Raw genomic sequence first — 12,837 nt, 5'->3', positions numbered from 1 at the left:
ATTAAATCATATACAAAAAGGTTCAGCATATGCTGAACCTTTTATAATATCTTAAATTACTTTTTATCAATAAGCTTTTCAAGTCTCCCCATCATATCATCCTTCTCCTTCAGCATCCTCTCATAAAGAGCAATCTTCTCATCATGCAACTGCACTATTTTTTCAATAGGGTGAAAATTAATTGTACCGTAATTAAATGAGTTACTGAAAGCATTTTCCCCAAATGTATTAGAAATAATATTCACCGCCTGTTCCTCATCAAAATTCTGAAACGCTTCCACCGGAATTTTCAATACTTCAGAAATTCTTTTCAGCAAAGGGTCTTCAATAATTTCTTTCTGTTCCAGCAGAGAAACTTTCTTCTGGTTCCAGTCGTCTCCAAGGTCAAGAGCCAATGCTTCCTGCTTGATGCCCAGCATTTCCCTAAATCGTTTCACATTGCGCCCCTGATGTATTTTTTGTTCCATGATAAATCAACATTTATGAGGTTTAAAGATAGAAAAATAAGTTGTTTTTTGTCTACTTAAATTTGGTGATTTTTTAGTTTATATTTCTATAGTATCAGATAAGGCCACATTAGCACCTTCACCTTTAATAGTATTTGAATAATTGTTACCTAATTTGTCTTCATATATTATTTCAATAATATACTTTGCATCTTTTATGTGGTTATTACCATTAGACCGAGCTAAGATATACCTTCTTTCTCCTTTATTAAGATTCCAGGGTAAATGCTCATTATGTAAAACTATATCTGAAGAATTCAACTTAAATTCCTTAAGTTTAGCATTTTCCCCTTTGTTATTTAAATCAATTTTAAGTTCCCCTGTATGACCTTCATATCCAGCTCCATTTAGCCATAAGTTTGGTTTTACGCTTAACTTAAGTTTCTTCTCTTCGATATCTTTTAATTGTGAAACAGCAACATCATCTTGATTTCTTAAAATTGAGGTGTTTCTAAAAATATCAACTTGTTGCGATATCAGATCATTATGTTCTTTCATCACCTCATTTTGAGCTTCTAAAAAAGTTGATATTTGTGTTAGTCTATCAATCTGGGCCTGCTTATCTCTATCTCTTCGAAATAAATATAAGAAAGCACCAAAAGTAGATAGAGAACCCACAGCTGTAATTATTTGAAATAAAAGGGTAATTGAATCTTTATCCATGGTTTCCTTGGTTATTAAACTATTCAAATATCTTAAATATTATTTATATACTGTATTCTAAAAACGTAATATTTTGTAGATAACTATAACTTCTAAGTATTTACTAATAAACTTTACGCTTTCCCGTAACCATCCATTAAAGATTTTTCTTATTATTGTAATCTATAAACAACAAATCCGTGAAAACAAATACCATTTCCTTTCTTTATATGATGGCATAAAAGATATCCGCCATTTACATCAAAATAATTTACTATCGATATAGGTTCCGTTATAGGCTAATGGATAATGAGTACACGGCAATACAGAAAAACTAAAAACCAAAATGACTTTTACAGAATTAATTGACAAAATAGAGATTTGGGATCACTGGCAGGGAGAATATAACCGGTTTGTGCCCCGGTTTGTCGTAGAAGCAAGCACAGGGAAACAGTGGGAAGACTGGGATAAGGACCTTTTTTATGAATTTTTTATGCGCTCAGCAGACCAATGCGTTTCATCTCTTAGACAAGGATATTTTACAAATGCAGAAAGAGATCTGATCAAACAAAACTGGCCGGAACTCTCAATACTTTTAAAGAACATTGCTTTAAATCAGGAGCAACCTTTATTTGACATCTACCATCAGATCAAAGAACTGATACGAAAATGTACTGACAATAATAAAAAAGCAGCTACCAACAGGCTTATAGCAAGTTTACAACCCCAACTTCTATGTACCATTGTAAATGAAGATAAGCTGGGACACCTGGTTTATCTGTTGAATACCCATGTTGAAGATTTCGAGATGGAACTTACGTATGACTGGTTTCAGGACAGTCATACTCTACTTCAGATATTTAAAAAGAAACTTAATCAGGAGGTTTTCGAAATTGTAACTTTACCATGGCAGGTTTACGATTATTTTCAGGAACAGAATACCACATCCTCCACAGAACAAAATGATATGAGTGAAAATAAACTGGGTCAGCAGATCCAAATTTTAGAATATAAAAAGCAAATCATCCTCCAAGGTCCTCCGGGAACAGGAAAAACCAGACAGGCGAAGGAGCTGGCTGTTCAATTATTGGGATTAAAAGAGGATAAAGAATTAAAAGACAATCCACAATTCAAAATTATCCAGTTTCATCCTAGCTACTCTTACGAAGATTTTATAAGAGGCATTGTCTCCAAACCTAATGAAGATGGTGACGGCATACTTTTTAAAGCTGAGAACAGAATTCTAGCTGAGTTTGCTCACACTGCATTAAAAAATTATAAGGCATCACAAAATCCAGCAGATACCATCATATCGGAAGATATTTTTGAGGTATTTATTGAAAAAATAAAAGATGAAATGGCTGAAAACGACCATCATCAATATCCTCTTACCAATTCGGTATATTTATTCTCTGCGGATGAAACCAAATTCAAATATAAAGGAGATAATTGGGAGGCTCATAAAAATGGTTTAAATATGAAGTTTTCGGAGTTAAGACTCATTATTGAATCCGGAGCACAAGAAAGACAGGACATTAAGAAAATGTCTGAGGTGGAGGAGAAAACAAGACAGCACGCTACATACTTCATGAAGGTAGTTGAGAAGTATTATGAGTTTAAGCAAAGCTATCAACCTGAAAGAATCCAGACTGAAGAAATCTTATTAAAGAACTATGTGCTTGTCATCGATGAAATTAACCGGGCTAATTTATCCTCTGTACTGGGAGAACTCATCTATGCGCTGGAATATCGTGGAAAAGCCGTTGAAAGCATATATGCCATTGAAGATGCCACCAATGAAGTTAAAAATAAATTAATCCTCCCACCCAACCTTTACATTATTGGCACCATGAATACCGCAGACCGAAGTGTAGGCCATATCGACTATGCGATAAGAAGACGTTTTGCTTTTATTGATGTGTTACCTGAGTCTCTGGAAGATGATGATCGTATTCATTTTAATACAGAAGGTTTCAAAAAAGTGTCAGATTTATTCAAAAATGGCAATGTAAGTGGTGAATTTGAGGCTAAGGATATTCAGTTGGGACACAGCTATTTTATTGCCAAAAATGAAGATATACGAGCTGATCAGACAAAAGAGGAAATTTTCAGAATGAAGATGAATTATGAAGTTGTTCCTATTCTTCTGGAGTATGTGAAAGATGGAGTTCTTATCGGAAGCCATGACGGAAAAGATATTAAAGAATATATCAATGATCTGAAAATAAATAATTAATGGGAATTTTACTTTCGGAACATAAAAGTTTTCTGATCAGAAGACTTATTCCTGAAGAACCTATTTCGGATACGCAGGATGAACTGCATCTTGATGATGAATCTTTTCAGTTGTTTACAACTTTGGAAAGTAAAGAGTTTAACCATCAGTCTTTTTCATTTTCAGTGGTGAAAGGAGAAAATCATTGTGAGATTAAGGCAGATTATTTTGTTGGCGTTGACTGGCTGGGAAATACCGGTAGGACTATCTATGTGGAGCCTAAAATCAATGCAGGTTTATCCCAATATTTTCAACACTGCCTCAGCGAAGAAGAAAATTCAGATGAAGTGCCTGAAAAATTTGAAAGCACGGAAAAAAAAGCAAGCAGAGAAATCAACTATCTTAAAATTCTTCTGGATATCATGGCCTTGCCACAAACAGCCAGGTATTCAAAAAAGGTAATCCAGATCGACTGGAATACCAAACCTATTACCATTGATCAGAAAAATGACCGCTTGACCCCTTTTCTTATTGTTCAGTTTTTACAGCATTTGAAAACAATTGTACGAAAAGGGTTAAAGAAATCATATTATAAAATTCAGGAAAATCTAAACAGCAAGGTTAAGGGTAAAGTTTTGGTAGGCCAGCATATTAAAAAAAATGTTTTAAAAAACAGGCTTACCTCCACTTTTTGTGAATTTCAGGTATTTGGTGAAGATCATTTGGAAAACAGATTTCTAAAAAAAGTATTGGATTTTGCAACCAGCTACATTGAAAATAATTCTTTATTATTTTCTTCCAATATAAAATCTATTAAACATATTTTAAGTTATTGCAGACCAGCTTTTGAACATATCAGTGCTGATGTTGATGAACACCAATTGAAACACATTAAAAAAAATCCTTTTTTCAATGAATATGGTGAGGCTTTACGAATAGGGCAATTTATTCTGAAACGGTTTTCATATACCATTACGAAAACAACTCAGAAAAAAATAGAAACGCCTCCTTTCTGGATCGATATGCCTAGACTGTTTGAACTTTATTTTTACTACCAATTGCTCAAAGCCAATCCAGAAGACGCTCATCACATTCATTATCAATTCAGTACTTACGGAAATTCATTAGATATTTTAATAAGTAAGCCTGGTTATGAGATGGTAATTGATACAAAATATAAGTTGAAATATACCAAAAGTCATATCCATCAGGATATTCGCCAAGTTTCAGGATACTCCCGTCTAAAGAAGGTTATTAATGAAATAAAGAGCAAGAATAAAGATTGGAAAGAAGATAAGATATTAGACTGCTTAATTATTTATCCTCATCTTCACCAACCCGATGAAGATCATTCTAATCATCCATCTTTATTATTAGATAATTTTTCAATTGAAAATATTAAAAACCAGTTTGATAATATTGAAAATCAAATCACGGCTTATCAACAAGTATTTAAACTGGGAATTAATTTACCCATACTTTAAATAAAAAAGGTTCAGCTAAAACGCTGAACCTTTTTTATTTTTGTCCTATAATCTGTATCAGATTTTCAGGACTAGTCAAAATATTAAATGATCAGATAGGAAGAAAAATTTTAGAATGGGTAACTGAAAGTACTAGTACTAATAATTAATACAATAAACATTTTTTAAATATTAGTAACTTCCTTTTCCGGGAATTACATGTCTTACCCCTCCCCGAGGGTTATCCATATCCCCTTTGTATCTTGGGATCACGTGACAGTGAAAGTGAAATACGGTTTGTCCCGCATCTGCACCACAGTTCATTCCAATATTAAATGCATCCGGTTGATATTGGGATAAAATAATGTCTTTAGCTTTTTCAATCATAGCAGGAAGATCACTTTTTTCTTCCGTACTCAACGCAAAGAAATCAGTTTTCACCACATTGGAAATAATCAATAAATGTCCGGGAGCTACAGGAAAACCATCTTCAATGATAAAGAAATATTCTCCTCTGTAAATTATTTTCTCCTCTGCAATCTCAGTAAAATCTTTCATTAAAATAAAGGTTGAAGTTCAATATTGGGTGTCCATTTCTGAATGGCTAAATTTACAGATAAATCATATTGCTTTTGCAAAAACCTTTTCCTTTCCGCCTGTGTTTTCCCACTTTGATTAATAATAGTCTCACCAAGAGGATGTTTACTGGCAATATAAAATTCGTTTCTTTTATATAATCTTTCCAGGTATTTTATTTCGGGAACTTTTGCTCTTTTATCATTATTGATATTCTTATCTGCTAAAACCAGATTCCAGATTCCGTTTACATTGGCTCCGTTATCATTCAATTGTATTTTATGAACATGAGGAAAAAAATGGTCTATAGCACATAGGTTTTCATCCCCACTCTTGATGGATATATCCTGAAAAGAATAAAAACACTTTCCTTTCTGATAGCCATTCAATGAGTCTCTGGCCGAAGAGATATTCTTTCGTTTCATGATCCGGTTTTCAAAAAACAGAAGATTAAGTTCCTCATCAAGCCTTACCTCCAAAAGGTTTGGATTCATTTCTAAGTTCCACGCGGTCTCAACCAGATTCCAACGGGCATCTACTTCCTGATCAAAATTGATAAACTGCTGGCTTTCCTTTAGAGACAAAAGACTGTCTGTAATCACCAAATTCTTATGGCTTCCATTATAATCTTTATGGTAAAAGACATCATTAACAATGCTTCCATTAACCGCATGAAAAGCATCTACAACGTTATTAAAACCATGTTTTACGGTGATATCTAATAGATGCTCGTAATCTATCTTCTGATCATTAAAATTTCTACAAGCTTCTAAGAATAGACTTGATTTTGAATTTCCCTGCTTATCATTCTGTTTAATGTGTTCCAGGATACCTTGAACATACGAAGGTGCAACATCCTGAAGCGATACTGTTGTTTTTTCTAATGAAATTAATTCTAATAAAGATTTTGCAAAGGCAAATTTATAGGTTGCTGAGTTTTTCCCAAAAAGGATAATTGCTCTCCATTGAGATTCCAGACTCGCATCATTATCCTGAAAATTAAGGGCGGGCATCTATTACTATAATTAAGTATTTTATCAAAACACAAAATTATGTAAAAATATAAACCAAATAACTATTATTAGATTACAAAACTATCAAAATGAAACATATTTCGAAAAATAATTAAACAAAATGATTACATTTTAACTCCCAGTTCCCGGCCCATTCAAATACTCATTACTAATATCCTTCTCCTTTTTAAAATCCATCTTTCCGAACTTATAACTGAAGCTGATCCCGAAAGAGCGGTACGGTAATTCTCTTACAGAATAAGAATCGTAATCTCCCGTGCTTACGGTGGTTACTTGTTTGATGTATTTATTAAAAGGATTGGTAATCGTGAATCCCAGACTTGCCTTTTTGTTCCAGAATTCCTTTCTTCCGGCAATGGTATAGGTGATGGATTGTGGATTTTTCCCCTGGATATTTTTAGCGGCAGAGTTGTAATTTCCGAAAACTTCCAGGACAAAATTCTTGGGAAACTGATAATTAAGGTTCAGATTCGCCCGGTAACGCATTCCCATATCTAAGTTGCCTACGTAGATATGACTTACAATATATCGGTGAAATACCATGATATTACTTCTCAGATTCATTTTGTTCTGGAAAAACGGAAGGGAAAGAGAGACAATTCCGCCGGAGTTGTATTCTTTGCCGATATTATCTCTTGCGGTAACCGATACATTGGTGTACTCCGTTCCATTGGCTGTAAATGTTGGATAAAAGGTCGTAATCTGTTTTAAATCCTGGCTGTTGATACGCTCCACAAGGGATAAGGAGATATTTCCGCCATTCGTAAAGTTTTTCGTGTATCCTAATTCCATATTATCTCCGATTTCAGGTTTCAAAGCCGGATTTCCTGTGGTAATATTGTGTGGGTCACTGAAATTAAGGAAAGGATTCAGTTCTGTATATTCCGGACGTTCCAATCTTCTGGTATAGGATAATTTCACTGTTTCACCACTATCAAATTTGTGGGACAAGATCAATGATGGAACCAATAAACCATACGATGGGATATTCGTGTTCGGGAAATCTATTTTAAGAGTGGTGTATTCATATCTCAAACCTGCTCTTACATCCAGCCAGTTCCAAACCTTAAGCTTAGAGGAAAAATAAGCAGCATAAACTCCCATATCGTAATTTAAATGATAGGACTGCAAAAGATCTGTTTCATACTGCCCGGATGAAGTATTCAGAACATGAACATCCGTGGCATTGGTAATATGTTGCTGCACCGTTTTAAGCCCCATTTCAAAAGTAACATTGTCATTCAAAGGATGCACATAATCTATCGAAATATTGTGGCTGTTATCTGTTCCGGGATTACTTCCTGAAATACCATTGTAAGGTGAAACTGCTCCTGATAAACTTTGAGTCTGAAAATAACTGCTCTTCGGCGAGCCATAACTGAAGACATAATCTGCGGTAAGCTCCTGCCCTTCTTTGGCAAAGGTTTTCCTAAAACTCAGACTTCCGTCTATAGAACGAACGGAAGATTGGTTATCCGAAGTTCTGGATCCGATGATTGAAGAAACAGCAGAGGTATTATAGTCTGTAATATACTGTTGCTGGTTGATTAATCCGGTACTTTTATTGGAGAAACTGTTGAAAGAAACGGAACCGCTTAATGAGCTGGTTTTCGTAAGACTCCAGTCGAAGCCTAAACCTGTACGGTAGCCATGTCTTTCAAAATCGGTATAGCCATCCTGTAATAAATGCGTGCTGGTATTGGAAGAAGCATCTCTTGAAGTTCTGTCCTGTGAAAAAGGAGTCTTGGCTTTTAACTGAGCATTCCCGCTAAAGAAAGCATTCATGCTGAAGTTATTATTCTTATAATTCAGATTCAGAGACCCTGTTTCAAATAAAGTTCCGCCCGTAGCATTGATACTTCCATTGATTCCCCTTACTTTATTATCTTTCAGAACAATATTGATAATTCCTCCCGTCCCCTGCGCATCATATTTCGCTCCCGGACTGGAAACCACCTCAATACTTTTAATCTGACTTGCAGGAATAGATGCCAATGCATCAGCCAGGCTGTTTCCAAATATACTGGATGGCTTTCCATTAATCAAAAACCTGATATTAGCATTTCCCTGAAGTTCTACATTTCCATCTGCATCCACCGTCACCTGAGGGACTTTCCGAAGGACATCAATAACCGCCCCGTTTTGAGAAGTCACATCATTAGCCGCATTGAAAACAATTTTATCCACCTTATTTTCAATCACCGCTTTTTTACCAACGATGGTTACGCCTTCTATAGAAGTTTCTCCGTTTGTTAATTGAATATCACCGACTGTAACCGCTACATTATTATCAATCACCTGGATATCTGAGGTTGTTTTATTTTTATATCCGGCATAAAAAACAGCCACTTTATAGGTTCCGGAGGCAATATGATCCATAAAAAACTCCCCTTTCTCATTGGAAGTCGTCCCGTTGATCTCTTTATTATCCTGATCTAAGAGTCCAATACTGGCATGATCTATTGATTTTCCTGTGTTGGAATCTACAATTCTTCCACTTATTTTCCCCTGACCTGCTCCCTGTTGTGCGTTGATCATTAACGCTGAACACAACATAGCCACTAAAATTGTTACTTGTTTCACAGTGATATTAGAATTAATACAGGGCAAAGGTGAGAATCAATTTGGTAGAAATTCTGAATTATAACGCTATGAGGTATTTTATTTTAAACCATTAAGAAAAAATTAAGGAGATAAGAAGAGTAAGAAGAGCTTCGATTTAAGAATACAGGCTAAAGAAATCCTTGATTTTCACCTTAACTTCCCTTAATAACTTAATAATCCTTAATGGTTTAAAAAAGATGATTCATCAAGTTCAACAGATAAATTCTCTAATTCCTACGCCCTTCATAATACTTTAACAACCTTTATACCCCATCCCCAGATAAATTTTCGTTCTTTTGCAAAAAGTTTTAATTTTTACTATAACATGTCAAAGTTTGATGAAATCCGGTATTTTCATGATCAGGAAGTGAATGAAAGATTACAGAGCGTAGCCCATGATCCGATGATGAAAGCACTGATGAACTTTACTTTTCCCGATGTGGATGAGCAGGTTTGGCTGGAACAGTTTAAAGAGGTTTATTCTATAAGTGATTTTCAGCATCAGTTTGTAGCCTATGCTGTTCGTCAGATTCTTGCAAAGAGCTCTGAAGGGTTAACGACTTCGGGCTTTGATAAGCTTGATAAGAATACCTCCTACCTCTATATTTCGAATCACAGAGATATTGTATTGGATACTTCCCTGCTTAACCTTGTTTTGTTGGAAAGTGGTCTCATTATGACCGCTTCAGCCATTGGGGACAATCTTGTGAAAAGAAACTTCCTGAATGTACTCGCTAAACTAAACCGTAACTTTTTAGTTCAGAGAGGGCTTTCTATTCGTGATCAGCTTAAAAGTTCGCAGACTATGTCTGAGTATATTGATATGCTATTACATGAAGAAAACCGCTCTGTATGGATTGCCCAGCGTGAAGGCCGTGCTAAAGACGGGAATGATTCTACTCAGCAGGGGGTTTTAAAGATGCTTGCGATGGCAGCTGGAGACCAATCTCTGATTGATTATTTTAAAACTTTAAAAATTGTTCCTATCTCTATTTCCTATGAGTATGACCCTACAGATTCCCTAAAAATGCCTCAATTGCTGGCACAACACAGGGATGAGGCATATATTAAAGGAAAAAATGAAGACTTTACCACGATACTCAGCGGAATTTTAGGACAAAAGAAAAGAATTCATCTGCATGCTGGTGACGTTATTGATGCAGAACTGGATGATATAGCGGGCAATATTGATAATAAAAACAAGCAGCTACAGGCCATTGCAAAGGTTATTGATGATTCTATTATCAGAAATTATAAGTTGTGGCCCACAAAGTTTATCGCCTACGATCTGCTTCACAATACCCATACCTACGCTTCACAATATACCGAACAGGAAAAACAGTTGTTTATTAGAAGACTCGACATGCGTATTGATCCGTCTGATCCTGTTTCTAAAGAATATTTCCTGGCGATGTACGCCAATCCTCTGATCAATAAAATAAAGACTGAAGAAAACTGATTCCCCGGATATACCACTCATTTTCTGATGGATCAGGATCAGCTTTTTTGCAGAAAGAGTATCTTCGTAACAGCGATATAAGATCTGTAGAGATGAAAAAAACAATTCCTTCCCATCATAATCAGCTGGAAAATTCGGCAGTCAGACTGATGGCTTTGTCTGTTCTTCATGAAAAGCAGACAGAGATTCACCGGGATGATCATTATATGTTTATTCTTCAGAAGAAAGGAGACTTTGTGCTGGAGGTAGATTTTAAAACCATAAGGCTGAAAGGTCCTTCTGTATGCTTTGTGGCACCGGGACAGATTCATCAGTATATTGATCAGAAAGATAATGACGGCTGGTTTCTATTTGTAGAAGCTGCTGCTGTTTCCGAATCTTACCGGGAATTTATGGATATGCATCAATGGTTTCACCAGTCTGTTTCTATTGATGAGAGTGACCTGATTTTCGACCTTCCTGTTCTGATTGAAAAGACAGAAAAAGATGCAACGCTACATCATCTATCCATAGAGCGGTCATTGGCAGACGCTGCTGTTGGAATCATCATTTCAAGAATTTCTGAGACGTCACTATCCGTTTTTCAGCACAGCGGACAGAAATATTCGATTACAAGACAGTTCAAGAAACTTATTGCAGATCATTTCAGAAGTACCAAACAGGTACAGCAATATGCAAAGCTTCTCCACATTACCCCTCTTTATCTGAATGAAGCAGTGAAAGACGTCACGGGATATCCGGCCAGCAACTGGATACAACAGAAAATAGTATGGGAAGCCCGCCGTCTACTGGTGTACACTACTATGGATGTGAAGCAGATTGCCTTTGAACTGGGCTATGACGATCCTGTCTATTTTTCAAGATTCTTCAAAAAGGAAACAGGAATAACGGCCTTACAGTTCAGATCAGAAAACCATGATTTGTCCCATCATCACCATTAAAGATCTATCGGAATCCCAACTTCTCCACTCTAATTTTGCTCTATCAATCATAAGAAATAAATAACAGGATTGATAAGCAATAATTATGATACAGAAAAAACCAAACAAGCGTATTGCAATCATCGGTGCAGGATTAGGAGGCCTGTGCCTTGCCCAGGGATTGAAAAAAAACGGTCTCGAATGTCAGATTTTTGAAAAAGATCCCGCCATCAATACCCGCACGCAGGGATACAGGATCAGAGTAAATGAACCGGGCAGAAAGGCACTACAGGAGTGTCTTCCGGAAAATTTGTACCATCTTTTTACTGATACCTGTGCCGCCAGCTATTCCGGCATGAACGTATTCACAACCAGTCTTGAATCTTCAAAAAATAAACTGGTAGAATCCTGGAGCGACGGAGTAAAAGAAATACCTGACCTCAAGCCCAACCGGCTGACAATACGTGAAATCTTGCTACAGGGATTACAGGAAAAAATAGGCTTCGGAAAAGAATTAACAAAATGGGAAGAACTGGAAAATAATAAAGTAAAACTCTCATTTGCGGATGGAACAGCTTATACTGCAGATCTTGTCATAGCTGCTGACGGAGTACATTCCAGAATAGGGTCAGAATATTGCAAAGATCAGAAGGTGAATACCGGAAATATTACGATATACGGCAGAACCTTCTATTCTCCGGAAACTCAAAAAGCAGTTTCTGCCGATCTTCAGAAAGGAACTTCTGTAATCCTCAATAATCAGTTTTCACTCATCGTAGATTCTATGAAATTTGACAGTTCGAAAAAGAATACTTCATGGGAGCTGCTGAGCCCGATATCCGATTATTTCTATTGGGCATTTATTGGAAATCCAGAAGCTTTCGGACTTGCTCCGGCAGACTTTTACAACGATCCTGCAGAGAAAATCTCCGCTTGTATAGAGAAGGTTACCAGGTTATGGCATCCCAAACTTAAAGCTTTATTCGAATATGCTGATCAAAAATCATTATCTGTCACACCAATCCGCTCCTCTCTGCCTAAAGAACCCTGGAAGTCCGGAGCTATTACGGCTTTAGGAGATGCGGTTCATACCATGAGCCCGGCAGGAGGTGTGGGTGCTAATACCGCTTTTATAGATGCTGCTCTGCTGGCTGAAAATATCAGGAAGGCTCTACTGAACAATACCGCACTTTCAACAGCTGTTTCAGATTATGAAAAACAAATGAGAATATACAGCAATCTGGCGGTTACCATGTCTTTACAGGGTGGAGAAATCCTGCACGGAACCAATAAATAAAGCTAGCGGCACCTTCCAAACTCCTCTTAAATATTGTGTAAGAGGAGTTTACATTCCATTAGAATGATTCCATCATTAAAATTCAAAAGTTGCTGTTTATAAATACTCATTAAAATTTATC

General features: G+C 36.2%; 10 protein-coding genes. 5 read left to right on the top strand and 5 right to left on the bottom strand.

Features of this window, described 5'->3' with window-relative positions:
• Positions 1-56: 56 nt before the first annotated feature.
• Both AC27VX_RS21595 and AC27VX_RS21590 read right to left on the bottom strand, forming a co-directional pair.
• On the bottom strand, positions 57-467 hold the full coding sequence (locus AC27VX_RS21595) for a helix-turn-helix domain-containing protein (protein ID WP_488697879.1): 411 nt from the start codon (positions 465-467) through the stop codon (positions 57-59).
• A 78-nt stretch (positions 468-545) separates the two neighbouring features.
• The gene (locus AC27VX_RS21590; RefSeq protein WP_488697877.1) at positions 546-1,169 is read right to left on the bottom strand and encodes a hypothetical protein; all 624 of its coding nucleotides are present in this window, start codon (positions 1,167-1,169) and stop codon (positions 546-548) included.
• A gap of 325 nt (positions 1,170-1,494) precedes the next feature.
• Between AC27VX_RS21590 and AC27VX_RS21585 the strand changes: the two genes are divergently transcribed.
• Both AC27VX_RS21585 and AC27VX_RS21580 read left to right on the top strand, forming a co-directional pair.
• Positions 1,495-3,384 (top strand): McrB family protein, encoded by a 1,890-nt coding sequence (locus AC27VX_RS21585; protein ID WP_488697876.1) that lies wholly within the window; start codon positions 1,495-1,497, stop codon positions 3,382-3,384.
• Positions 3,384-4,847 (top strand): 5-methylcytosine restriction system specificity protein McrC, encoded by a 1,464-nt coding sequence (locus tag AC27VX_RS21580; protein ID WP_488697875.1) that lies wholly within the window; start codon positions 3,384-3,386, stop codon positions 4,845-4,847. The genes AC27VX_RS21585 and AC27VX_RS21580 overlap by 1 nt, the downstream gene beginning before the upstream one ends.
• A 171-nt stretch (positions 4,848-5,018) precedes the next feature.
• Here the strand turns inward: AC27VX_RS21580 and AC27VX_RS21575 are convergent, their stop codons facing one another.
• The 3 genes from AC27VX_RS21575 to AC27VX_RS21565 form a co-directional block, all read right to left on the bottom strand.
• Complete coding sequence (locus AC27VX_RS21575; RefSeq protein WP_488697874.1) at positions 5,019-5,384, bottom strand: HIT family protein; 366 nt, start codon at positions 5,382-5,384, stop codon at positions 5,019-5,021.
• Entirely contained in the window at positions 5,384-6,415 is a 1,032-nt protein-coding gene (locus AC27VX_RS21570) for an HNH endonuclease family protein (protein ID WP_488697872.1), read from the bottom strand. The genes AC27VX_RS21575 and AC27VX_RS21570 overlap by 1 nt, the downstream gene beginning before the upstream one ends.
• A 132-nt stretch (positions 6,416-6,547) precedes the next feature.
• The gene (locus AC27VX_RS21565; RefSeq protein ID WP_488697870.1) at positions 6,548-9,019 is read right to left on the bottom strand and encodes a TonB-dependent receptor domain-containing protein; all 2,472 of its coding nucleotides are present in this window, start codon (positions 9,017-9,019) and stop codon (positions 6,548-6,550) included.
• Between the two features lie 346 nt (positions 9,020-9,365).
• Here AC27VX_RS21565 and AC27VX_RS21560 point away from each other — a divergent pair, with 346 nt between their 5' ends.
• The 3 genes from AC27VX_RS21560 to AC27VX_RS21550 all read left to right on the top strand — a co-directional run bounded on the left by AC27VX_RS21560 (position 9,366) and on the right by AC27VX_RS21550 (position 12,716).
• Positions 9,366-10,499, top strand: a complete 1,134-nt coding sequence (locus AC27VX_RS21560) for a 1-acyl-sn-glycerol-3-phosphate acyltransferase (protein WP_488697868.1) — start codon at positions 9,366-9,368, stop codon at positions 10,497-10,499.
• A gap of 92 nt (positions 10,500-10,591) precedes the next feature.
• Positions 10,592-11,440: a helix-turn-helix domain-containing protein gene (locus AC27VX_RS21555; protein ID WP_488697866.1), complete on the top strand. Its 849-nt coding sequence runs from the start codon at positions 10,592-10,594 to the stop codon at positions 11,438-11,440.
• Positions 11,441-11,525: 85 nt separating this feature from the next.
• Positions 11,526-12,716, top strand: a complete 1,191-nt coding sequence (locus AC27VX_RS21550) for an FAD-dependent oxidoreductase (protein WP_488697864.1) — start codon at positions 11,526-11,528, stop codon at positions 12,714-12,716.
• Positions 12,717-12,837 lie beyond the last annotated feature (121 nt).

Source organism: Chryseobacterium sp. 14P4.3.2 (assembly GCF_057799275.1).
Note: the sequence above shows the minus strand (reverse complement) of the source record. Positions and strands in the feature narration are given on the sequence as shown.

Excerpts from the sequence above, each read along its gene's own strand:
- AC27VX_RS21595 (WP_488697879.1), bottom strand. The coding sequence starts at position 467 with ATGGAACAAAAAATACATCAGGGGCGCAATGTGAAACGATTTAGGGAA.
- AC27VX_RS21590 (WP_488697877.1), bottom strand. The coding sequence starts at position 1,169 with ATGGATAAAGATTCAATTACCCTTTTATTTCAAATAATTACAGCTGTG.
- AC27VX_RS21585 (WP_488697876.1), top strand. The coding sequence starts at position 1,495 with ATGACTTTTACAGAATTAATTGACAAAATAGAGATTTGGGATCACTGG.
- AC27VX_RS21580 (WP_488697875.1), top strand. The coding sequence starts at position 3,384 with ATGGGAATTTTACTTTCGGAACATAAAAGTTTTCTGATCAGAAGACTT.
- AC27VX_RS21575 (WP_488697874.1), bottom strand. The coding sequence starts at position 5,384 with ATGAAAGATTTTACTGAGATTGCAGAGGAGAAAATAATTTACAGAGGA.
- AC27VX_RS21570 (WP_488697872.1), bottom strand. The coding sequence starts at position 6,415 with ATGCCCGCCCTTAATTTTCAGGATAATGATGCGAGTCTGGAATCTCAA.
- AC27VX_RS21560 (WP_488697868.1), top strand. The coding sequence starts at position 9,366 with ATGTCAAAGTTTGATGAAATCCGGTATTTTCATGATCAGGAAGTGAAT.
- AC27VX_RS21555 (WP_488697866.1), top strand. The coding sequence starts at position 10,592 with ATGAAAAAAACAATTCCTTCCCATCATAATCAGCTGGAAAATTCGGCA.
- AC27VX_RS21550 (WP_488697864.1), top strand. The coding sequence starts at position 11,526 with ATGATACAGAAAAAACCAAACAAGCGTATTGCAATCATCGGTGCAGGA.